26 protein-coding genes are annotated in these 23744 nt (G+C 35.2%); 13 read left to right on the top strand and 13 right to left on the bottom strand.

Annotated elements, in window-relative coordinates:
- The 4 genes from ACQ65V_RS03100 to ACQ65V_RS03085 all read left to right on the top strand — a co-directional run bounded on the left by ACQ65V_RS03100 (position 1) and on the right by ACQ65V_RS03085 (position 3246).
- The gene (locus ACQ65V_RS03100; RefSeq protein WP_155088236.1) at positions 1–903 is read left to right on the top strand and encodes a geranylgeranylglycerol-phosphate geranylgeranyltransferase; all 903 of its coding nucleotides are present in this window, start codon (positions 1–3) and stop codon (positions 901–903) included.
- Positions 904–1851, top strand: coding sequence for a carbon-nitrogen hydrolase family protein (locus tag ACQ65V_RS03095; RefSeq protein ID WP_155088237.1), 948 nt, complete (start codon positions 904–906; stop codon positions 1849–1851). It abuts the gene before it with no gap.
- A gap of 41 nt (positions 1852–1892) precedes the next feature.
- Positions 1893–2738 carry a pseudouridine synthase gene (locus ACQ65V_RS03090; RefSeq protein WP_430466836.1) on the top strand — a complete coding sequence of 282 codons (846 nt, stop codon included), beginning with the start codon at positions 1893–1895 and terminating at the stop codon, positions 2736–2738.
- Positions 2739–2859: 121 nt separating this feature from the next.
- Entirely contained in the window at positions 2860–3246 is a 387-nt protein-coding gene (locus ACQ65V_RS03085; protein WP_155088239.1) for a hypothetical protein, read from the top strand.
- Between the two features lie 22 nt (positions 3247–3268).
- Here ACQ65V_RS03085 and ACQ65V_RS03080 read toward each other — a convergent pair whose 3' ends face one another.
- From ACQ65V_RS03080 to xerA, 7 genes are all read right to left on the bottom strand, one after another.
- Complete coding sequence (locus tag ACQ65V_RS03080) at positions 3269–4282, bottom strand: transglutaminase domain-containing protein (protein ID WP_430466835.1); 1014 nt, start codon at positions 4280–4282, stop codon at positions 3269–3271.
- A 14-nt stretch (positions 4283–4296) separates the two neighbouring features.
- Positions 4297–4719, bottom strand: a complete 423-nt coding sequence (locus tag ACQ65V_RS03075) for a carboxypeptidase-like regulatory domain-containing protein (protein WP_430466834.1) — start codon at positions 4717–4719, stop codon at positions 4297–4299.
- Between the two features lie 300 nt (positions 4720–5019).
- On the bottom strand, positions 5020–5466 hold the full coding sequence (locus tag ACQ65V_RS03070) for a DUF4844 domain-containing protein (RefSeq protein WP_430466833.1): 447 nt from the start codon (positions 5464–5466) through the stop codon (positions 5020–5022).
- 153 nt (positions 5467–5619) lie between these two features.
- Positions 5620–6168, bottom strand: a complete 549-nt coding sequence (locus ACQ65V_RS03065) for a hypothetical protein (protein ID WP_430466832.1) — start codon at positions 6166–6168, stop codon at positions 5620–5622.
- A 157-nt stretch (positions 6169–6325) separates the two neighbouring features.
- Positions 6326–6745 (bottom strand): hypothetical protein, encoded by a 420-nt coding sequence (locus ACQ65V_RS03060; RefSeq protein WP_430466831.1) that lies wholly within the window; start codon positions 6743–6745, stop codon positions 6326–6328.
- Positions 6746–6904: 159 nt separating this feature from the next.
- Positions 6905–7441 (bottom strand): acyl-CoA thioesterase, encoded by a 537-nt coding sequence (locus ACQ65V_RS03055; RefSeq protein ID WP_430466830.1) that lies wholly within the window; start codon positions 7439–7441, stop codon positions 6905–6907.
- An 88-nt stretch (positions 7442–7529) separates the two neighbouring features.
- Positions 7530–8720 (bottom strand): site-specific tyrosine recombinase/integron integrase, encoded by a 1191-nt coding sequence (gene xerA / locus ACQ65V_RS03050; RefSeq protein WP_430466829.1) that lies wholly within the window; start codon positions 8718–8720, stop codon positions 7530–7532.
- Positions 8721–9129: 409 nt separating this feature from the next.
- On the opposite strand from xerA, the gene ACQ65V_RS03045 reads away from it, so the two are divergent.
- The 7 genes from ACQ65V_RS03045 to ACQ65V_RS03015 all read left to right on the top strand — a co-directional run bounded on the left by ACQ65V_RS03045 (position 9130) and on the right by ACQ65V_RS03015 (position 14685).
- A complete protein-coding gene (locus ACQ65V_RS03045; protein ID WP_430466828.1) occupies positions 9130–10575 on the top strand; it encodes an arginine decarboxylase in 1446 nt (481 codons plus the stop codon).
- A 108-nt stretch (positions 10576–10683) separates the two neighbouring features.
- Positions 10684–11634 carry an agmatinase gene (gene speB, locus ACQ65V_RS03040; RefSeq protein ID WP_430466827.1) on the top strand — a complete coding sequence of 317 codons (951 nt, stop codon included), beginning with the start codon at positions 10684–10686 and terminating at the stop codon, positions 11632–11634.
- Positions 11624–12598, top strand: coding sequence for a deoxyhypusine synthase family protein (locus ACQ65V_RS03035; RefSeq protein ID WP_273291008.1), 975 nt, complete (start codon positions 11624–11626; stop codon positions 12596–12598). Before speB ends, ACQ65V_RS03035 begins: the two co-directional genes overlap by 11 nt.
- A 12-nt stretch (positions 12599–12610) precedes the next feature.
- The gene (locus ACQ65V_RS03030; RefSeq protein ID WP_155088249.1) at positions 12611–12937 is read left to right on the top strand and encodes a hypothetical protein; all 327 of its coding nucleotides are present in this window, start codon (positions 12611–12613) and stop codon (positions 12935–12937) included.
- Positions 12938–12967: 30 nt separating this feature from the next.
- Positions 12968–13381: a VOC family protein gene (locus tag ACQ65V_RS03025; protein WP_430466826.1), complete on the top strand. Its 414-nt coding sequence runs from the start codon at positions 12968–12970 to the stop codon at positions 13379–13381.
- Entirely contained in the window at positions 13381–14157 is a 777-nt protein-coding gene (locus ACQ65V_RS03020; RefSeq protein ID WP_430466825.1) for an RMD1 family protein, read from the top strand. The genes ACQ65V_RS03025 and ACQ65V_RS03020 overlap by 1 nt, the downstream gene beginning before the upstream one ends.
- A gap of 162 nt (positions 14158–14319) precedes the next feature.
- Positions 14320–14685 (top strand): hypothetical protein, encoded by a 366-nt coding sequence (locus tag ACQ65V_RS03015; protein WP_155088252.1) that lies wholly within the window; start codon positions 14320–14322, stop codon positions 14683–14685.
- 29 nt (positions 14686–14714) lie between these two features.
- Here the strand turns inward: ACQ65V_RS03015 and ACQ65V_RS03010 are convergent, their stop codons facing one another.
- Complete coding sequence (locus ACQ65V_RS03010) at positions 14715–16088, bottom strand: mannosyltransferase (protein WP_430466824.1); 1374 nt, start codon at positions 16086–16088, stop codon at positions 14715–14717.
- 214 nt (positions 16089–16302) lie between these two features.
- On the opposite strand from ACQ65V_RS03010, the gene ACQ65V_RS03005 reads away from it, so the two are divergent.
- A complete protein-coding gene (locus ACQ65V_RS03005; protein ID WP_430466823.1) occupies positions 16303–16731 on the top strand; it encodes an SRPBCC family protein in 429 nt (142 codons plus the stop codon).
- Between the two features lie 94 nt (positions 16732–16825).
- On the opposite strand, the gene ACQ65V_RS03000 is transcribed toward ACQ65V_RS03005, so the two are convergent.
- The 5 genes from ACQ65V_RS03000 to ACQ65V_RS02980 all read right to left on the bottom strand — a co-directional run bounded on the left by ACQ65V_RS03000 (position 16826) and on the right by ACQ65V_RS02980 (position 22610).
- Positions 16826–18316: a cellulose synthase family protein gene (locus ACQ65V_RS03000; protein WP_273291098.1), complete on the bottom strand. Its 1491-nt coding sequence runs from the start codon at positions 18314–18316 to the stop codon at positions 16826–16828.
- Complete coding sequence (locus ACQ65V_RS02995; RefSeq protein ID WP_430466822.1) at positions 18316–19011, bottom strand: glycosyltransferase family 2 protein; 696 nt, start codon at positions 19009–19011, stop codon at positions 18316–18318. The genes ACQ65V_RS03000 and ACQ65V_RS02995 overlap by 1 nt, the downstream gene beginning before the upstream one ends.
- A 32-nt stretch (positions 19012–19043) precedes the next feature.
- Positions 19044–20636 (bottom strand): 4Fe-4S binding protein, encoded by a 1593-nt coding sequence (locus tag ACQ65V_RS02990; RefSeq protein ID WP_430466821.1) that lies wholly within the window; start codon positions 20634–20636, stop codon positions 19044–19046.
- A gap of 72 nt (positions 20637–20708) precedes the next feature.
- Positions 20709–21248, bottom strand: coding sequence for a transposase (locus tag ACQ65V_RS02985; protein ID WP_155088257.1), 540 nt, complete (start codon positions 21246–21248; stop codon positions 20709–20711).
- A gap of 57 nt (positions 21249–21305) precedes the next feature.
- A complete protein-coding gene (locus ACQ65V_RS02980) occupies positions 21306–22610 on the bottom strand; it encodes an NAD(P)/FAD-dependent oxidoreductase (protein WP_430466820.1) in 1305 nt (434 codons plus the stop codon).
- A gap of 118 nt (positions 22611–22728) precedes the next feature.
- Between ACQ65V_RS02980 and ACQ65V_RS02975 the strand changes: the two genes are divergently transcribed.
- Complete coding sequence (locus tag ACQ65V_RS02975) at positions 22729–23739, top strand: glycoside hydrolase family 113 (protein WP_430466819.1); 1011 nt, start codon at positions 22729–22731, stop codon at positions 23737–23739.
- Positions 23740–23744 lie beyond the last annotated feature (5 nt).

Here is a 23744-nt window from a genome sequence, read left to right as displayed (position 1 = left end):
ATGCTATCAAGACGGCAGAAACACATTCTACTTAAATTTTTCAGCCTGTTTTCTGTAGTTAGAGGGTATAACATCCTAGTGGTAGTTATTGCCCAATATTTAGCGTCCATTTATATTTTTGCACCAGATAAAACCATTAAATCGGTACTTTTTGATGTTAACTTATTAATGTTGGTGTTGGCATCTTCAGCAACAATTGCTGCCGGTTATATTATCAATAGTTTCTACGATTCAGAAAAAGACCTGATTAACAAACCAACAAAAACGATGTTAGATCGTCTGGTAAGCCAAAACACAAAACTGTCATTCTATTTTGTGTTGAATTTTCTGGCGATTGTTTTTGCAAGCTATGTCTCGTTTAGGGCAGTCATCTTTTTTTCTATTTACATTTTTGCGATTTGGTTGTATTCCCATAGATTAAAGAAACAGCCTATTGTTGGTAATCTCGTTTCAGCAATACTAACAGTTACACCGTTCTTTGCAATCTTTATTTACTACCAAAATTTTGAACTGGTCATCTTTGCCCATGCCATTTTTCTTTTTCTTTTGGTTTCCATGCGTGAACTCACCAAAGATCTTGAGAACATAAAAGGGGATTTAGCTTTAGATTATAAAACCGTGCCTGTGGTGCATGGAGAAAAAGTGTCTAAATTCATGCTAACCATAATGTCTGTATTAACTATAGTTTCTGCTGTTATCTTAATTATGTTCTTTAAAGTTGGGCATATGTACTACTTTTTCTATCTCAGTATTGGGTTGCTAATACTATTCTTGTTTGTACTCTGGAAATCAAACAAAAAAACGCATTATCTTATACTGCATAACATACTTAAGTTTATAATAGTTCTGGGTGTGTTTTCCATTTTATTAATCGATGTATCTGTTGTTTTAAACCGAATATAAATGAATACGACTTTAAAAATCGCGATGGCACAAATCGCACCAGTATGGTTAGACAAAAGTGCGACTTTGCAAAAAATTGAAGATGCTATAAAAGATGCAGCAGAAGAACAATGCGAGCTCATTGTCTTTGGAGAAGCCTTGTTGCCAGGCTATCCGTTTTGGTTGGCGTTAACAGGTGGAGCAGAATGGAACACAAAAGTGAATAAAGAACTACACGCGCATTATGTAAATAATTCCATTTGCATAGAGAAAGGCGAACTTGATTCGGTATGTCAATTGGCAAAAAAACACAAAATGGCTATTTATCTAGGCATTATGGAGCGACCAACAGATAGAGGTGGTCATAGTATCTATGCATCTTTGGTTTATATCAACGCAAAAGGAGACATAAAATCGGTACATAGAAAACTACAGCCTACATACGATGAACGCTTAACCTGGTCTCCAGGTGATGGCAATGGTTTGCAAGTTCATCCGCTCAAGGCATTTACGGTTGGTGGACTCAATTGCTGGGAAAACTGGATGCCATTACCAAGAACGGCTTTATACGGTCAAGGCGAAAATTTACATATTGCAGTTTGGCCTGGCAGTGATCATAACACTAAAGATATTACGCGTTTTATAGCAAGGGAGTCGCGCTCTTATGTGGTTTCGGTTTCGAGTTTAATGTCTAAATCAGATTTTCCTGATGAAACTCCGCACCTTGATGCCATTCTCAAAAACGCACCTGATACTTTAGCCAATGGTGGCAGCTGTATCGCTGGACCTGATGGAGAGTGGATTGTTGAACCAGTCTTGAATAAAGAAGGCTTAATTATTCAAACCATAGATTTTAATCGTGTGTTAGAAGAACGTCAAAACTTCGATCCAGTAGGGCATTATTCAAGACCAGACGTCACAAAACTCATCGTCAATAGAGAGCGACAAACTACTGTGGAAATTAAGTAGTTAATGAGAACTATTGTTATACCTTTGCAAAAAATTAAACCATGAGCAAAAATCAAAATAGCAGAGGAAAAGGACAAGCTTCAGGAAAGGGAAATGCTAAAGGTAAATCCAAAGGTTTTACCAAAGGAAATGCTCCTTTTAAAAAGAAGTCCCAACCAAAAAAGAAATCTTCATCTAATCCTGATGAAATAAGGTTAAACAAATACATTTCAAATTCGGGTATATGTTCGCGTCGCGAGGCTGATGAGAATATCGCCATTGGCTTGGTAACCGTCAACGGAAAAGTGGTGACCGAAATGGGTTACAAAGTAAAACTCGAAGATGATGTAAGATTTGACGGTCAGCGTATCAACCCAGAGCCTAAAGTCTATTTGTTATTGAACAAACCTAAAGGCTTTGCTACTACAACGGCAGAAAGCAAAGGTAGAACGGTTATGGATTTGGTAGCCAATGCTACCAACGCAAACATAAAACCGATAGGACGACTAGGAAGAAACTCTTTAGGCTTATTGTTATTTACCAACGATGATAAAGTGGTGCAAAAGTTCACGAACTCAAAGCATGGTGTAGCACGATTATTTCAAGTTGAATTAAATAAAAACCTAAAGTTTGAAGATCTTAAAAAGATACAGGAAGGTTTTAAGGTAGATGGCAAATTAATCACTGTAGAAGAGGTAAGTTATATTGAAGGTGAGTCTAAAAATAAGATCGGCATAAAAATTAAAAATACCGGAAACACCATACTGCGCACCATTTTTGATACACTTAACTACGATATTATAAAGATAGATTGTGTTGCCATAGGTCACTTAACCAAGAAAGATATTCCAAGAGGCCACTGGAAACATCTTACAGAACAGGAGATTAGCACTCTAAAAATGCTATAAATCCGTCATAAGTAGCACTAATTTTAATTAAAACTATGCATTTCGTCGAATAAACCATACTATTTGTCGAGTGTATCTTTAATTTTTCTATGTTAGTCCTCCCAAATTAAATAACCTGCTTATGAAACATGTAAGACGCTTACTTGTGCTTTTACTATTTGTAAACTGTACAACAGACTCACCTAACGCTGAAGAAGTATTAGAGGTTTCTGCCACAAATCAAGTTGTGCAAAACTGTGTAAATGATGCTCCTAAAGTTAGACTCACCAACAACGGTACGCATAGTTTTGAGTTCATAGTTTATGCTGAAGATTATAGCTTATTGCATTCTGGCAATGTATCTGCGACTGCTAATAGTGGTTGGGTAGAATTATCTCAGAATGATGTTTTGGCTGTAGCTACCAATGACATTGTTTATGGGCAGAAAATCCCTTTAAACCTTCAGTTGTGCGATAACTTGGAACTGGAAATCGATATTAACAATACATTGATGATCTCTGGAGAATAAATACATTTAACTTTTAGGAATATCAGTTGCTTACCTTAACGGTATAGGTGGCTATTAAATCATCTTCTAGATAAAAATGGACATCATAGGACCCAATGCTATTAAATTGGTGTTCAAATGATAATGATGTATCATTAATTGAAATTGATGTAGGGTGGATTTTCCAAGTATCAAATCCATTATCCAGTACGAGTTGTATATGTTCTGTTTTTGCTGAACCTTTCAACTCGTACTGAAAAGCTACGTTACCATACTTTTTAATGTCGTGATGCATTTGCATTGGTGCATTGTGTAGGGCAAGATTCTCATAGGCTTTTCCATAGATAACAGGTGCACTCAAAAACATATCGAATGTAGGAATGTTATCCTCTAAAAGCCACCACCTTTCATCCACAGGAAAATGGTTGACTGCAAATAACTCAGGTTCTGTTAAAAAGAATCCATCATTATATTGAAAGGTAAAGCGGTTGGTTGTCTTGTCTGGAATACCACTCGCCCAAGTAGGATCACAGAGATACCACTTACCATCTAATTTTACGGCATTCCAAGAATGATTGGGAAGATTTAAATTTTCAATATCCGTTGTACTGACGCGTCCGTAGCCTTGTACAATTTCACATTCTATGTTGGCCAACTCAGCTAATTCCTTTACCAAATAGGCATAACCAGTACAAATGGTACGTTGGTTTTTTAGAAGCTTTTTAAATATGGTTTTTCTAAAGTCGTTGTTCCAACTCACAAACTTTAAGCTATCGTCCTTAAACCGTTGGCGCTTGCGCTTATTCTTAAGGTATAGACTATAGTCATTGGCAATATTGGCACAAACCCAGCGATAGATGGCTCTAAACCTTTCTACATCAGTATTGAGGTGGGCTGTTAGCTTATAAGAAAGTTCAGGTAGATTTGTTAATTCTTCTTTGTTATACGATAGGGCAATACTATCCGCTGTTTTAAAATCTATATGCTCAAAATCTGAGATTTGCGAATAGGAATGACCTACTACAAATAAGAAAAATATGTAGGGAAATGTTTTCAATAGAAACAGAACAATTAGTTTTTGCGTTTAGACTTGTATGGTTTGTTGGAATCTAAAGCACCGATCATTTCTATCATATCTTCGGTTAAGACCAGCTTAATAAAGGTGGTATCTTCCTTAATTTCAAATTTTTGCGTTTCGTAACCTATATAACTTATAAGTAGAACATCTCCTGTCTTAAGCTTTATAGGAAAAGTAAATTCACCATTTTCATTGGTGGTGGTACCATTTCTAGCGCCTTGTAGAGTAATGTTTACATCTTTAATTGGTCCTTTTTCGTTACTGATTACACCTTTTACAGTGCGTTCGGTTGAAGTAGTTTCTGTAGCAGCTCTAGTTTGTCCATAAGAAGAGTTAGATGTAAACAGGGCTAACATTGTCACAATAAAACCAAAGGTTTTAAGTGTTTGTTTTTGAGTAAATACTTGTGTTTTCATAATGTTTGTGTTTTGTTTACATCTAAACTATAAGCTTTGGTTAAAGATATAAAATAGACTTGAGTTATCTATTGGCTTGGGTGAGTAAAGAGGTGGTTTTGTTTAGGGAAGTTTTTTTGCTTAAACAGCAAAAAGGGCTTAATGTTCTAAAAAAATGGCAGGTAACGGTCTCGTATAACCGTCAGTTACGGGTTAATATGCGTTAATTTTCGGTTTGACACAGACTTTAGCAATTCCGAGTGGATTCGGACGTAGTCGAATCCGCCGTAATTGCGGTTATACATTGTTGGCACCAGTTTTTTAATTTTTATTTGTCATTTCGTTCGGGTCAAAACCGTACATAAATTTATTCAGTTGTCCATTCGAACTTTCCAGTCCGACGATGTCCATTAATTCCTCAAAATATGTACAAACTCTTTCTCGGTCTTCAGTGTCCAATTCCATATAAACGTCCGCAAACCTTGAAAGTCCGATTTTAATTTTCTCTTGATATTTTTCATCAGTCGGATTTTTAGATTCCGATACGCTTTTAAAGTCAGACGCAACACTATTAATTTTCTCTGTAAAAATCGGTCGCATTTTTTCGTCAGCGATTCCAGGATAGTAATTTTCCGCTACGAACTTTTTCTTTGCGATAAATTCCGCAAATTTTTCATTCGCATTTTCAGGTGTTTTCATTTCAGTCGCATTTTGTCCGCAAGCAGATAAAGTTAAAAACAGAACTAATATTTTAATGTATTTCGTCATTTCTCAAATTGGTGCCAACGGTTTCGTATAACCGTCAGTTACGGGTTTATATGTGTTTATTTTCGGTTTAGCACAGGCTTTAGCAATTCCGAGTGGATTCGGACGTAGTCGAATCCGCCGTAATTGCGGTTATACATTGTTGTGCGTAGGCTTTTATATTTTTCCATTTACGATTTTCAATTCCGTTCCGATTATTTTTTCCAATTCAGCCACGAACTTTGGGTTTAGCTTTGTCCAATTCCAAAAGGTAATTCCAAAATTCCCAAAAGCCCAAGTCGGATTAAATTCAAATTCCGTTATTGATTTTTCAATTCCGCATTTTTGGCATTTTAATATGTCAGAGTCAATTCCACTATGCCAATTTCCTAACGTATTTCCCCAGTCATTTTCAATGTTATTTTCTCCGCAATTCGGACACGTGATTTCTTCAAGTCCATTTCCGCCATTTTCAAACACCTGCTTCTCCGTAATCAATTCAATTCCATTTATTTTTAGCTCGGTCAAATCCAATTCCGATTGCTCTAAAATATTTCGATAATTTTCGGCTGGCGCGTATCCTTTTGATGAGCCTAAAACACATTCAGTCAAATCTTTTTCTGCGATTTTTTGTTCAGTCAGAAACTCAATTATTTTTTCCGCTTTTTTCTTTGAATCAGCAGAATTTAATTTTTCTGAAACTAATGTTATGTAGGTGTCACTCATTTTTTTCAGCTTACGCACAACGGTTTTGGCTATGGTTTCGTTGCGGAATGGTTCGGCAGAACTATTCCGCCGTAAACCAAAGTTAGCAAACACACAGGAATTTCCGAGAGGAAATTCCGCCGCAATGAACTATAGCCGTTGTTGTGCATAGTATTTTTTATTCATTTTTTGGAACATAATAAAATCGGAAGTTTTCAAATGGTGTTCCCTCAACTGCTTTTCCAGCAGGAATAAGAGTTATACTTTCCGCCTTTAAATCCGTTATTTTTCCATTTATTTCTCCGTTATCACGTTTTGTGTAAATCGTTTTTTCATTGCTATTATATTCCCACGTTCCAGTCATAAAAGTTTCATCTTCATTGTAAAGAAGATATTCTCCATTCCGTCTAAATTCGTAGTCGTTATTTGGTGATTTTGGAAGTCCGCTAATTTTTTCTCCGTTAGCCATTCCGTAATCTAATTTCCAACGTTGGAAAAGTTCTTTTGGTAATTCCGAATTTGAGTCAGATTCAGAGTTTTTCTGCGCTCCGCATGAATAGGCAAAGGTCAGAATTCCAATTAATAATATTATTCGCAATGTTTTTTTCATATTATGCACAACGAGTTTGTGTAAGCGTCAGTAACGGGAAAAGGCGTTAGTATTTTTCCGCTGACGCAACTAAGTTAATTAAAACGGATGAATTTCCGATAGGGAATTCAGTAGTTATTGCGCTTACACGTTGTTGTGTGTAGTTTTTTATTCTTTTAAAGTTTGTAAAATTCCGTAATCATCCTTAAACATATTTATTATGCTTTCTGATGGTTTCATTTCTAGTTTATGAAATCCGCTATCATAAATTATTTTTCGCATATCTATTGCTTTTTTATTTTTCCAAAATGCAACTTTGGTATATCCAACTGCATATAATTCACCTTTCTGCTCAAAAGTTTGACGATGATAAACCCATTTGTCATCCCAACCTTCTAGAGTAAGAGTAATTTTAAATTTATTCCACCTTTTTAAAGGTTTTTTATAAATGAACTTTTGAGAACCTAAAACAGGAAATATTCCTTTCTTAAATGTATTGTCATAAAGCTTAGATCTGAAAAGTATCTCAAATCTTATGAAATCCATGTAATAGAAATATTTTGAATTTGCCATGTATCTCAAACCATCGCAATCAAGAATTTTGACTGTTCTAACACGAGAAAGGTCAGATTCTAAATCAACTTTAGTCCAAAATAACTTTGCTCCAATATAAATGTAAAGCATGTGTAACCAATAATAAATCATTTTTCAGGATTTAGTTTGTAGGTTACATAAGTATTCAGGACGGGTCAAAATTACACACAACTGGTTATATCCAAACAAATATATGGATTTATCGGGTTATTTGTCGGGATAAGAGAACATTTGGGTTTGTTTTATCCCGATGATTTAGTTTTTCTAAAGCTACATCTAAAGGGTTCATAATATCCATGAGGTCTTTTCGTCTTACATGAGTGTAAATCATTGTCGTTTCTGGTTTACTATGTCCCAAAAGAGATTGAATATATCTGATATCTACACCATTCTCTAATAAATGCGTAGCATAACTATGTCTTAACGTATGTGGAGTAACAACTTTTTCTATTTGCGCTTTTTTTGAATTTCTTCTAATAAATTGTCTAACACTTTCATGACTATATTTTTTCCCATTCGATCCCTCAAAGAGATATTGCTTAGGCTTGTAATTCATATAATAGGTCTTTAATACAGGCAAAATAGTATTGGCCAAACTTACAACTCTGTCTTTACGACCTTTACTGTTCTTAACATATAATTGTTTTCTGTCTGTATCAATATCAGATAATTTTAAGTTTAGTAATTCACTGATTCTTAAGCCACAAGAATATAAGAGTGTAGTTATGGTTTTGTGTTTTAAGTTTTTAGTATGCCTTATTAAATCTAACACTTCCTCTTGCGATAATACATTAGGCAATTTTTTGTCCTTATTAGGTCTCAACAACTCTAAACTATTAATGTGTGTAGCGGGCTCAAAAACTATAAACAATTTCAGAGCACTAATAAACTGTCGCTGAGTACTAATACTGTAATTCCGCTGTATAAACACGGTCTCTATAAATAATTCAACATCTCTATTGGTTAATTGGTCAACAGCTTTATTGTTATGAAATTCAATAAAATCTGCTACAAAAAACGTATAGGTATCTATGGTGCTTTTACTGTAACGTTTCCCTCTTAAATATTTGTAAAAATTATTAAGTAGTAGCTTTTGTTCTTCTGATAATTGGCGTTGTCGTTTTTGTTTCTTTTTGTCGAGTACCACAGCTTGTTTACTTAGTCCTTTACTATCTATAATTGCGTCTTTTTTAAAACAATTATGTATAAGTTCAATGTTTTTATCAGAATACGGTAAATACCAAATTCTATGGGTTTTACTCCAGCGCGCCAAAGGTATATCCCTTATAATGTTCAATAAATCTTCATTATATCTAAATCTAAGACCAATATGACTCTGACCTTTGTGAACTAGGTTCACTAGCTGAATTTTAGGTGAGGTGTGCTTCATGTTGTTAAATTAATAAAATTCAGTGTATATCAACCATCTACACTGAATTTTATGAATTAAAAACATTTTCTCAAATAAATCACAAAAAAGTTTTGCATATTAAAAAATAAACTACATTTGCCGCGAAAATCGGTTTCAATACATAACACAGAAACCGGTTTTTAGCTGAACACATTGAAAACTGTTTTTATGTTCGGGCTTTTGGACCTTAGGAAGTCATTTTCAAAAGCTGCTTATAGGATAAGTAACCGAATTTTAGAGCTAACTTCCGCTACTACCATCGCTGCAAGCCAGCATGTCTATGGTTTTGTGCCAACTACACAAAGTCAAATTCAAGTTTGATATAAGCTAAACTCATATTGATTACGCTTATCACATTATTATTTCACTTGAATTTTTAAACCACAGAATGAATACAAAATACATTGATCTTATTGATCAATCTTTCGATTTTCCTCAGCCTGAATTTGAGCTGCAGGACAAAACATTGCAATTTCACGGTATAGACCTTATGGAATTGGTTGAGCAATATGGTGCACCTTTAAAGTTTACCTATTTGCCACAAATATCCAACAACATTCAGCGTGCCAAGACCTGGTTTAGCGATGCCTTTAAAAAACACGAGTATAAAGGCAAGTATAACTATTGCTATTGCACCAAAAGTTCACATTTTAAGCATGTCTTGGATGAGGCATTACGTAACGATATTCATATAGAAACCTCGTCGGCCTTTGACCTAGATATCGTAAAAAGTCTAAAAAAAGCTGGTAAAATCACCAATGATACTTACGTGTTAAGTAATGGCTTTAAACGCGATCAATACGTACAGAATATTGCCGAATTAATTAATAGCGGACACAAAAACTGTATTCCGATTATCGATAATTACGAAGAGCTGGATTTATTGTCGCAAGAAATAAACAAAAAGTTTAATGTAGGTATCAGAATCGCTTCAGAGGAAGAACCAAAGTTTGAGTTTTATACATCTCGACTTGGAATCGGTTATAAGAACATTGTGCCGTTTTACAAGAGTCAAATTCAAGATAATAAGCAGGTTGAGCTTAAAATGCTTCACTTTTTTATCAATACTGGTATTAGAGATAATGCCTACTATTGGAACGAGTTGACTAAGTGTTTAAAGGTATATACCTCGCTTAAGAAAATCTGCCCAACTTTAGATAGTCTGAATATTGGTGGAGGCTTCCCAATTAAAAACTCATTGGCTTTTGATTTTGACTATGCTTATATGGTGGATGAAATTGTGAATCAGATAAAAACGGTATGCGATGAAGAGGGAGTGGATACACCAAACATTTTTACGGAATTCGGCAGTTTTACCGTGGGTGAAAGTGGTGGTGCCATTTATAAAGTATTGTATCAAAAACAACAGAACGACAGAGAGAAGTGGAACATGATCAACTCATCGTTTATTACGACACTGCCAGACACGTGGGCCATCAATAAACGTTTTATCATGTTACCAATAAACCGTTGGAACGACAGCTATGAACGTGTTTTACTAGGTGGATTGACTTGCGATAGTGACGATTACTACAACAGCGAACAGCACGTTAACGCCATTTACCTTCCTAAACATAGTAAGGATAAACCATTATATATAGGATTCTTTAATACAGGAGCGTACCAAGAAACCATTGGTGGTTTTGGTGGCTTGCAACACTGTTTAATTCCTTCACCAAAGCATATTTTAATTCAACGTAATGGTAACGGAGATTTAACAACGGAAATTTTTGCAGAACAACAAAAAAGCGAAGATTTACTGAATATTTTAGGATACGGTTCTACGGAGAAAGTAGAAGGACAACCAAAATTTGAAAAGATTAATTACAATTAATAAGATTTCTGCTTCCGCAGGAAGAGAAACATGAAACATCTCAAAGTGATTTTCAAATGCGAAGAATTACCACGAAGATGTTCTATGTGACCTTAATAAAAAATAAAAATGACACACATAAAAACAAAAACTTACGCTGGTATATCAGCAGAATATGGAAAATTAGACCAATCGAAGATTGTGTTAATTCCAGTGCCTTATGATGGCACAAGTACTTGGCAAAAAGGTGCTGACAAAGGGCCAGATGCGTTTTTAGCAGCGTCTGAAAATATGGAACTTTACGATATCGAAACCGATTCTGAAGTGTATCAACAAGGTGTCTTTTTAGCTGAAGCGGTTACAGAAAATACTTCACCAGAGGCTATGGTAGAAGCGGTACACCAAAACACAAAAAAATACATAAAAAAGAACAAATTTGTGACGATTTTTGGTGGTGAGCATTCCATTTCCATTGGCACCATCAGAGCGTTTAATGAAATGTTCGAGGACTTAACCGTACTTCATATTGATGCACATGCCGATTTACGTGAAAGCTATGAAGGTTCTAAGTGCAACCACGCTTGTGCGGTTTACGAAGCGAGTCAGACCACTAACCTTATTCAGGTTGGAATTCGTTCTATGGACGTTATTGAAAAAACCGTAATGAATGAAGAACAAACCTATTTTGCCCACGAAATGGCAGAAGATGACAATTGGGTAGATTCCGCCATTGACCAAATGACGGACAACGTATTCATCACCTTCGATTTGGATGCTTTAGACCCATCCATTATGCCAAGTACTGGTACACCAGAACCTGGTGGTTTGTTGTGGTATGAGACTTTGGACTTCTTAAAGCAAGTGTTTGAAGAAAAGAACGTTGTTGGCTTTGATATTGTTGAACTTTGTCCTAATGAAAATGATAAGTCTTCAGATTTCTTGGCAGCGAAGCTTTATTACAAAATGTTAAGTTATAAGTTTCAAGATCAAGATATTGATGAAGATTTTGAAAGTAATTTCAACGAAGGAGTAACAGGAGTAAATAAAAATTCTAAATACAATGTTGAAGATGACTACTAAAGGACAGATATCACAGTTTATAGAAAAGTACTATCTGCATTTTAACGCAGCAGCTTTGGTCGATGCCGCAAAAGGCTACGAAGACCAATTGAACAATGGTGCAAAAATGTTAGTGTCTTTGGCAGGTGCGATGAGTACTGCGGAATTGGGAAAGATATTTGCAGAAATGATTCGTCAGGATAAAGTGCATATTATCTCTTGTACAGGAGCCAATTTAGAAGAAGATATCATGAATTTAGTGGCGCACTCTCATTATAAACGTGTTCCTAATTATCGCGATTTAACTCCGCAAGATGAATGGGATTTATTGGAGAAAGGTCTTAACCGAGTAACGGATACTTGCATTCCTGAAGAAGAAGCGTTTAGACGCATACAAGAGCATATTGTAAAAATCTGGAAAGACGCCGAAGCCAAAGGTGAGCGTTATCTCCCACATGAATATATGTACAAATTATTGTTGTCTGGAGTTTTAGAAGAGCACTACGAAATAGATTTAAAAGATTCATGGATGTATGCTGCTGCCGAGAAAAATTTACCGATAGTTTGCCCAGGTTGGGAAGACAGCACCATGGGTAACATTTTTGCTAGCTATGTGCTTAAAGGCGAATTGAAAGCAAGTACCATGAAATCTGGTATTGAGTATATGACCTTTTTAGCCGATTGGTATACTGATAATTCCGATGAAGGCATTGGTTTCTTTCAAATAGGAGGTGGTATTGCAGGTGATTTTCCTATCTGTGTAGTGCCAATGTTGTATCAAGATATGGAACGTACAGATACGCCATTTTGGAGTTATTTTTGCCAAATCAGTGATAGTACAACGAGTTATGGATCGTACTCTGGCGCAGTACCAAACGAAAAGATTACTTGGGGAAAGTTAGATATTGATACACCAAAATTTATTATAGAAAGTGATGCAACTATTGTTGCGCCATTAATTTTTGCGTATCTTTTGGGTATGTAAACCTACAATAAAATGAATAAAAAAGACCAACACTTAAAACGTGTCATAGTTGATTTTAAAAAACTGACACCAGAAATTTTAGCACTTTTAGTAGAAAAGTATCCTTATGGTTATGATGATGGTCATGTGGTGAAATTTAAAAACCTTAAAAATGAGCTCATTGAAGCGGTTGAGGTAACCACAGAAGACACTAAGTATCTTGTAAAAATAAGTTCGAAACTAGAAGTGACTATGGAGAACTATGACGAAGAAGATTATGAAGATTTTGAAGATGACGATCCAGACGCAGTGCAAGACCCAGATATGGTACCGAGTGACGATACGGATGATTTTGATTGATAAAAAATTATAAATCTTAAAAAGGATTTTATGAAAACAGCATTTCACATGTCCTTACCATGTTTAAATGTAGATGAGACCAAAGACTTTTACATTAAAAGCATTGGTGCTTCCTCAGGAAGAATGGCAGAACATTGGGTAGATATAGATCTCTTTGGTCATCAGTTAACATTTATTCAGGCTGAGAAATTTAATTTTAATAGCCCAAATTATGTACTTGAAGGTAAAATACTACCATCATTCCACTTTGGAGTGATTGTAGATATTGACACTTGGGGAGAACTTTATGCAAAACTTAGCAAAAGTGATTTAGAAGTTGTGACCCAGACCACTTTTTTAAAAGATAAAACAGGAGAGCATCTGTCCTTTTTTATCAATGATCCTAATGATTATATGATAGAGTTTAAGAGTTTTAAAGAACTTAAAGACATGTTTAAGACCTAATGTTTACCGTTGTTGCTTATCAAGTAGCAAACACTATCAACATAAAAGCGAGTAAACAGCAATTGCCATGGCAATTGCTGTTTCAAGATAGTGACGAACTCTTTTTTTCGAGTTCTAAAGACAAATTTATTTACCTATTTCATTATGGGATGGTTAGCTTTTTCAATTTATCATCAGATGAACGTGAGGCTGCCTTAAAGATGATTCAACCTTATTGTGAAAATCACTTTGGCGAGAGCATTTCAGAAGAAGTACGGATTGAAATTAAACCCAACACATTACAAGTAAATTTTGAAAGTATTGTACTTCCAAATTTAAATAGTGAAATGATTCGGTTGGTGATGCTTAACGCGTCACAGTCTGTGGCCCTAGATCGGTTTTCAAAAATAACCGAAGACCTACTGATTGAAACCAATGAGCACACTAAATACCTCGAGAATAAAGGGAAGTTGGATATCTCGGGAAATAAACTGAAGCGATTTATAGGTAAGGTTTTAAATATAAAAAACAAGATTTCTGAGAATCTCTACATTTTTGATTCTCCAGAAATTACATGGGAAGACGAACAATTAAATAAACTGAACCTAGAGCTAAAGAAGACCTTCGATCTAAAGGATCGATACCACCTTATCCATGATAGGATAGAAATTATTAAAGAGAATTTAGAACTCTTTAAGGATATTATGGATCATAAGGAAAGTAGTCGATTAGAATGGATAATAATCATTTTAATCTTAGTTGAAGTCGTAGATATGTTTATTCTAAAACTGTTTTAGGCAAATAAAAAATACTTCAAAACTAACCACGGTAATTATAACCCTAAGGTTGTAATCTAAAAGCACTTTTGGGCTTGAGGTGGCAAATTCCCAAAAAACGAAAAGTTAAAATCTTCCAATATAATTCTATATGGAAGACAACCCATTTTAAAATTGAATAAAATGAAAAATAAACAAGTTATATTGGCATTTATCTTCTCAATAGTTGCATTTAATGCTAACGCAATTTTAGAGATCAAACATAACAATCAAGACGTGGTTACAGCAACTATTACAGGTACCTATGATGGTTATGATGAAGATGATGGTTACGCTTTTGTGGTCCCAGATGAAGAAGGGGACGATGAAACGATGTACTTTGCAGAAATCGCTGAGGACGTGTTGAAAGCTGTAAATCTTCAGTCAAACGATATGATGGGCAAACGTTTTGAAATCACTTATGAGATTACAGAATACGAAGAGGAAGACGAAAACGGTTTTACAGAAATATATGAAGTTTATAAAATTGTAAAATTGAAGAAACTTTAATTCTTTTAATAATAAAATTTAAGGAGCTGCTAGGAAACTGGCAGCTTTCTTTTTTGCCATAACTCCCAAATAAACACCGAAAATACGATAATGTATTCTAAAGCAATTATCCAAAGATTTTCAGAATTGTCAACATTTAAATAGGCCAAATAGCTTAAAACAACAACCAAGGACCAAGCCAAAGGGAATCTATAATGTGTAAATACACATAGTATTACCAAAGTGGCGATATACCACGGATGTACCGTTGTACTTAAAAATAAATAACAAGTAAAAGTCAGTAGGATAGAAGTGGTTAATTTTGGAATAGTATGGTTCTTTTTAAAAAATGAAAACCCTAAGATTATAATCAAGGTTACTATGGGTAGTATTTTCCCAATAATAGCAATTTCGTTATAGCCAGTTATGGCATAGCCAATTTCTCTAGCGAGATAATAGATACTTGCATTAAACTCAAAATCACCAAACCAAAGCCCAACAGTTTCTGTGTAATTATTGATGAACTTCATAGAGAAGAATGGCAGGAATAACATTAGTGTAGTTATACCGACTATGGTATAAAATGACAACAATTTTGTCATGCTGAGCGCAGTCGAAGCATCTTTTTTGTGTTCAGAAAACCACCAAAAAAACAAAGGCAAAAACATCAACGGAATCAGCTTTACGGAAATAGAGCAAGCCAAAACTACAGCTGCCCATTTCCATTTACCACAATGAAGTAGATACAAACTCCAAACCAGGAAGAAAATCATCACTCCTTCAAAATGAAGGTTGCCAGTGAGTTCAATAATTATAAACGGGTTAAGAATGTACCAAAAGATTCTTTTAGAAGGTACTTTAAGACGCTCTAACAGTTTTTTTCCAAAATAAAGCGTACCAATATCAGCCGCGATAATTATAACACGCATCACTATTACAGAGCCCAAAATACTTTTTCCAGAAAACAGTGCAGCGATAGTAAAACATAATTGATTTAATGGAGGATAATTGGTAAAGTGCGAAGAACTCAATGCTCCCATACCGTTGTATAGTTCTTGTGCTTGTTTAACAGGAAGCTTACCATTTTGTATAAACGAATCAGGCGTATAGAGATAAGGATTTAAGCCTTCTAAAATCATTCTACCGTCCCATATAAAACGGTAAAAATCCTGTGATAAGTTGGGTATGGCAAACAAAAACAGCAATCGGAATACTATTGAAGCTATTACAAGCAGCCTGAAGTGAAAGCCAGACAATTTTATAATTTGAAAAGCAAATGCAAACAGAGCCACATACAATACGAGCAGTTTTTCACTATCCGTTCGTTCTAAATCATAACCAAATGAAACATAAAAAACACCACTCAAAATAATGAAGAGTAGTGGAATCTTATGATATTTTATAAGGTTGGATAGCCCGAGCATAAATTCAAAAGTACATGATTTTTTTAGTTTGAAAATTGACTCGTTATCAAATTAAAAAAAATTATGTGCTAACGCAGTGGTTCCTGAAGTACATTGAATTTTGTTATTTTTTTTAAGCTAAATTTAATGTACAGAAGAAAGATAGAACTATTTAAAATTGGCAAAACCGAGTTTAAAAAAAGATTAATAACTTTAATTCATAAAAACTAAGGTTATGAGTCATTCCATTTACTTCAATTTTATTATTAAGAGCGATAAGGCAAGTGTTTATTATGCAGTTTCACATCCAGATCATTTGGTCAATTGGTGGCCTTTGAAATGTTCTGGAATCCCTAAAGTAGGGAAATCCTATAACTTTAATTTTACAGATGAGTACGATTGGTACGCTGAGGTAGTGAGCTGTGAGCAAGATGATCACATTCATTTTAAAATGACAAAATCTGATGATGATTGGAATCCAACAACATTTGGGTTTGAACTAAAGGAAAAAGAAAACGGAACTTGCCTCAACTTTTTTCATAAAGATTGGCCAGAATGTAATAATCATTTTAAACACTCATCCTTCTGTTGGGCAATGTTGTTAAACGGCTTAAAAAATTATTTAGAAAAGGGAGTCATTATTCCGTTTGAAGACAGAAGCTAGGTTAGAAATTGGCTTCAAATATTCTCGCAAAGCTGCAAGGAAACCAAAACGTTGTGCAAAACATCCGTGAGAATCAGTGTAATCTGTGTCAAAATTAAACCTTAGAACTCAAAGACTTAAAAAATACATAACCAAACCCAATAAAAAGCATAAGGTGAAAAGGGAATAACCCAAAGTCTCCTCCTTGGTCTCCAACGACAAAAGCGCTGTACATACCAAAAGCAAAATACAGCATCAAAATACCTTCTATTATTACGTGAGGTGATAATTTCTTTCTAAGATATTTGTTGCCTTTCCATGAGTCTCTAATGGTGCTGATGTTGAATTTTGGCGTACGCACAAATTCACTTCGCTTACCAGCATGGCCTTCTATCACGGCAATTGAATTGTGCAACGAAAAGCCCATTGCGATAGAGAAAAACGTAAAAAACATGCCAATATATCCAAAGAACTTTTTAAAGCCACTACCATAGATGTTGCGATACATAAACCAATAGCACACAAAGAATATGATGGTACTCATAATGAAGAAACTCATTACATAAAAATAGTCACGTAAATGAGCGTATTCATTCTTTATGTATAGCATGGGAATACTTAAGACCGCTACAATAAAAATACTCAAAAACATGGTGCTATTCAGTAAATGTAGTAAACCATGAACTTTGGTTTTTGTTGAAATATTCTCGGACTTAATTACGCGTTTAAGCATTTTTCTAAAGTTCTCGGCACCACCTTTATTCCAACGGAATTGTTGTGATCTTGCGGCACTGATGACTACAGGCAATTCTGCTGGAGTCTCAACATCTTCCAGATACTTAAACTTCCAATTTTTAAGTTGTGCTCTGTAGCTTAAATCTAAATCTTCAGTTAAAGTATCACCTTCCCAATTACCAGCATCGATGATGCATTTTTTCCGCCAGATACCAGCTGTACCGTTAAAGTTGATAAAGTGTCCTTTGCTATTTCTGCCAACTTGCTCTAAAGTAAAATGTGCATCCAAAGCAAATGCCTGAATTTTTGTAAGCAAAGAATAATTACGGTTAATGTGTCCCCAACGTGTTTGGACGACGCCTATTTCTTCATTCTTAAAATAAGGAATGGTACGTTTTAACCAATTGGGCTGTGGTAAAAAATCAGCATCAAAAATGGCAATAAAATCTCCCTTGGCAATTTTTAAACCTTCTTTTAATGCACCTGCTTTAAAACCAGCTCTATTGGTCCTTGTAATGTGCTTTATATCAAGACCTGTAGCGGCTAATTTTTCAACATGAGCTTTTGTGGAATGTACGGTTTCGTCTGTAGAATCATCTAAAACCTGAATTTCCAGTTTTTCACGAGGATATTCTATCCGTGCTATATTATCGAGCAGGCGCTCCATAACATACATCTCATTAAATACCGGAAGCTGAATGGTTACATAAGGTACCTCTTCAGGGTTGGAAAGGTCAAAGGTAACACACTTTTCCCTTTTCTTTTTTGAGGATAGGTAATTGTAAAGTAAATTAAGCTGAGCCAATGCGTACAAGAAAATAAGTACAATGGCAATGGTGTAAACAATGATGATGAAATATTGTAAATAAATCACTTAAAACTATATTTGAAAATCCAAGTTAGGATTTTTACGCCTGCAAAGATAGCACCTTTTACCGTACCTGAAACTTTTGAGACACCTATTCTGTTTTTATATCGTACAGGAACTTCTTTATAACTCAATTTTTGCTTAAGAGCTTTAAGTTGCATCTCTACTGTCCAACCATAGGTTTTATCTTCCATGTTCAACGCTAACAACTTATCGTACTTAATGGCTCTAAAGGGACCAAGATCGGTAAATTTTGAGCGAAAAAATAAACGCATCAGACTTGTTGCTAGCCAATTACCAAAAATTTGAGGAAACGTCATTGAGCCAGCCTCGCGTAATTCTTTAACTCTTGCTCCTACGACAAAATCTATATTCTCTTCTGTTATAGGTTGAATTATTTTGGTCAGTTCTTCGGGATAATCACTGTAATCTCCATCTAAAAAAACGACGATATCTGGTCGCTGAGCGTCATCGAAGCGAGCAATGTATTCCATGCCTTTAAGACAAGCATAACCATAACCTTTTCGCGATTCTGTTAAGACAGTAGCACCTGCATTTTTAGCATTGGTTTCCGTTTGGTCTGTTGAATCGTTGCTCACTACAATAACTTCATCAACTATAGAAGGAATATCCTTTATAACTTGCGCAATGGATTCTTCCTCATTAAAAGCAGGAATGATGACAACAATTTTGGTCATTTAGTTAGTTTGAAGATGCAAAAATAGACTTCTTATTTCTGATTTACTAAATCCATAAGGTCAACATCATTACCCAATAAAATTTCGTTCGAGTTAATGCGGCCTTTCATGGAATCGTTTTCTAGTTTTAAGACACCTCTTGGACATACGGCAGAACAAATACCACAGCCAACACAACTTGAGCGTATAATGTTTTCACCTTTTTGGGCATAAGCTCTTACATCGATTCCCATCTCGCAATAGGTAGAACAGTTTCCGCAAGAAATACACTGGCCTCCATTGGTCGTAATTCTAAATCTCGAAAATAAGCGTTGTTGAAATCCAAGAATAGCAGCCATAGGGCAACCAAAACGGCACCATACGCGATTCCCGAAAATTGGATAAAATCCTGTTCCTATAACACCTGAGAATATAGCTCCAATTAAAAACCCATAAGTTGATCTCAGGGTTTCGGCTTTAAATAAAAATAAATTAGTGCCATTAAAATAATGCATACCTAACAGCACTAGTATAATCACAAAATAGCCAATGGCACCATATTGCGCATCTTTGGCCAATTGGTCTCTTTTAAAAATCATTGCCAAGGCAAAAACTACGGTCAATAAAACGGCAACGCTGATAAGGAATGTACTCTTTGTTAACCAATATTTACTGCTATCATCTCCTAAATACGAATACACAACTGCCGTAGTCATTAAGACCACAAAAACCACCACACTATGTACGACCCATCGTTCAATTTTCCAGGCAAACTTACGTTTGTCACTTAAATGCCTAAAGGGATCACCAGCGGTTTCCGCTAGACCACCACAACCGCAAACCCATGAACAGTACCAGCGCTTTCCATATTTGTAGGTTAGGATTGGTGTGATGACAAAAATTGAAAGTATTCCGAAGATTAACATTGCCAAACCGATATCGCCTGCATCAATCATTGAATCGACTCTATACTGCTCAAAATTATAGTAATTAAGCGGCCAAATATTTTTTAGATCGTAATACGGTAAACTGAAGGATTCTGAGTTTAATCGCGACATAAACTCTGGAATCAAAAACGCAAACGATAATTGAAAAAACATTACGGAATAAGTTCGTAATCGTTCGTATTTATTGTGTCTGTATTTCAACAAAAATTTATAACCAAATACTAATATGGCAATGGTATAGAATACGCCATAAACAAACCACTGGCTGGCTTGTCCACCATTAAGTAATCTACTCAGTGGATCAAAAAGCGCAACCAAACCTGTGTTTTCTGCACCATCAGCCCCAAGCCCTAACCAACCTGCTTTAAAATAGAGAACAATATAAAATCCTGTTAATGCCAATCCGGAAATCCATGCCCAAAGTCCGCGAGATGAGATAGATTTAAACATCACTCCATCGTTCTTAATTCCAGCCATTTTATTGAGGTACAAATCATTCGCAAAAAGTATGGTGCCGATTATTATAGCGAGCAAGGATACCGTTAGTGTAATTTTGCGATAGGGAAATGTAATATTGAATGTCGCTAACGTTAAAACCATAAGTCCAATCATCCCAATGGCAAGGTAAATGCGTTGCTTTGTTGATAAATCAAAAGCTTCTGGCTTTGTAAGCGACATACTTGGGTTTGGTGTGTTCATTGTTTTTTGTTTGGAGACCTCACAGGTTTTAGAAACCTGTGAGGTCTAAATTCTTATTCTAAAGTTAGTTCTTCAATAGTATTCTTTTTTGGAATGTAATACCATGGAAAAATTTTCAGTGTTTTCAAAAAGGTTAATTATAAATGTTCTACTTAAAAGAGTTGGTTTGTCAGAAACCAATGCTTGGTAAGAGGAATATTTATAAGAAGAAACATCTTGAGTAAATCCATGATGCACTGCATTGTTATTAATATAAATTATTAACGATTTCAGATATTCCTCATCGGTTATTTTAATTCTTGAAAATCTATCTTGAAATAGGCTCCCTGTTCTACCATAAGCTTTATTTATAGCTTTCGTATAAGCGTTAAAACAATTAGAAAATGCTTGTGAAATAAATTTATCTTCAACATTACTTTTAGTTTTTACGAGTAGATGAAAGTGATTTTTAAGTAGGCAATAAGATAAGAGTTCAGCTACTGGTAGAATATGTTTTTTTAGAAGCGAAAGGAAATAAGCATAATTACGTTCTTCGATAAATATATCTTCTTTATTATTCCCGCAATTATAGATGTGGTAATAGGAATCTTTTATTATTGGTTCGTATTTCATTGCTTCAAGTTACACAGACCTCACAGGTTTCCAAAACCTGTGAGGTCTCCTAAATTATTATGATGGTTGTAATTGTCTGTTGTATGCGTTTAAAATTTCTTTTTCATAATGGTCGTAAAACTCTGGATCAAAATTGGCTTGTCTTAAATTCTTAACCACAAAATCAATATCGCGTTTTTCTGTCAGCCATTTATCAAAAGTGTCGTGTTTCATTCGAATCCCAAAGGTGTTGATTCCCAAAAATTCACTAGTGTCTTTGTTGAATGCAATTGTGATGCATTTGGTATCATCCTCATGTTTCCAGTGAAAATGTTGTTCATAATCCGGTCGTCCTTTACTGCCATGTACCCAACCATAGGTTTGGTATTCAATATCCATAAATTTGGCAGAATTAAACCAGTGACCAGGATTATAAGCCATCTTGTTGCCACAAAGCGTTTGCGCTAAAACTTCTCCCATCATACGTCCCGTGTACCAAACGGCTTCGATTGGTCTACGATTTTCACTGGGTTCTTGTTGCTCAGCACAGTCGCCAACGGCATAGACATCTTCAACATTGGTTTCGAGATATTTGTTAACCTTTACTCCCTTGTCAGTTTCAATTTCAGAATCCTTTAGAAAATCAATATTGGGTGACACTCCAGCAGTTAATCCCACTAAATCACATGGAATTTCCTCTCCGGTTTCTTCGATAATAACCGATTTTGCTTTTCCGTTTTCGTCCGATTTTATTTCTTTCAGATTTGTCGATAAACGTAAATCTATATGATGGTTTTTAATATGCCTATTGATCATTTGGCTTTCGCCTTCTGGTAAAACACCATTCCAAAAACTCGATTCTCTAACTAAAAATGTAACAGGAATATTTCTTGAATTCAACATTTCGGCCAATTCAATGCCTATTAAACCTCCACCTACTATCACGGCACGTTTACAGACCTTGTTGTTTGGCGCATCAATTTCGAGTTGGTCCACATCTTGTTTGGTGTACAATCCTTGTACGCCTTTTAAATCTTGTCCTGGCCAGCCGAATTTATTGGGTTTGCTTCCTGTGGCAATGACCAATTTGTCGTAGGTCATTGAATCTCCTTCAGCAAAATGAAGCGTTTTTGATTTGGTTTCAATATGTTTCACATAACCTTTTTTCAACTCAATTCTATTCTTCTTCCAAAACCAATCTTCGTAAGGTTTGGTGTGCTCGTAGGTCATGTGGCCCATATAAATGTACATTAGTGCTGTACGGGAAAAGAAGTAATCGGTTTCAGCAGAAATTATTGTAATTCTTTTGTCTGAAAGTTTTCTAATATGCCTTGCAAGTGTAACACCAGAAATTCCGTTGCCAATAATAACAATGTGCTCCATTTTTTAGGCCCGAGAAGTCGGGAAACTTTTGTAGTTAGATATCTTTATGTCGAAGGATTTGATAAAACCTTAACAGCGATAGTTCAATTTCTTTTAAATTTAGGCATAAATTTACAGTATGAGATATTTTTTACAGTTCCTTTTGGTTTTCGTTTTAGTGGGTTGTGCTGCAGTACCCTTTAAGCCTGTAAAATTTAATGGAGTGAGTTTTGTAGCCGCAAGGGGTGCTGTAGATACAACGCACGTCAATCCGTTAGTAAATGTCGGTGCAAATAGTGCAGCGATTATGCCTTTTGGGTTCATTAGAAATTTAGATAACCCAACTATAGTTCATAATACAAATAGACAATGGTATGGTGAAACTAGGGCAGGAGCTAAGCAGTACATCGAAGAGCTGCGTAAGGCAAATATTAAAATTATGGTGAAACCACAACTTTGGATTACCCATGGATTTTTTACCGGTTTCCTAGAAATGAAAACAGAAGCTAATTGGAAACTTTTGGAATCCTCATATTTAGATTTTATTTTGGAATATGCTGAATTGGCAGAAGAAGTTAATGCCGAAATATTTTGCATTGGTACTGAGCTCGAAAATTTTATAAAACATAGACCAGAATATTGGAACGGTCTCATAATCAAAATAAAAAACATTTATAAAGGCAAACTCACTTATGCAGCCAATTGGGATGAATATAAACGCACTCCCTTTTGGGATCAATTAGATTATGTAGGTATAGATGCCTATTTCCCGATAAGTAACGAAAAAACACCTTCGGTTGAAGATTGCCTAAAAGGATGGGAGAAGCACAAACCAATGATAAAACAATTTTCGGAACAACTAAACAGACCGATTTTATTTACCGAATATGGTTATAGAAGTGTGGATTTTAGTGGAAAAGAACCATGGCAATCTGATCACACGATGAGAGATGTAAACCTTGAAGCCCAAGTAAACACTACAAAAGCACTTTTTGAAACCTTTTGGAAAGAAGATTGGTTTGCAGGAGGTTTTGTATGGAAGTGGTTTCATAAGCACGACAAAGTTGGAGGTGCAGAAAACCCAATGTTTACTCCTCAAAACAAACCTGTTGAAAAAGTTATTCAATCTTACTACACAAAATACAATTAATTTAT

Source organism: Winogradskyella ouciana, from assembly GCF_965284585.1.
Taxonomy (GTDB): Bacteria; Bacteroidota; Bacteroidia; order Flavobacteriales; family Flavobacteriaceae; genus Winogradskyella; species Winogradskyella ouciana.
This window is presented reverse-complemented; position numbering and strand designations above follow the sequence as displayed.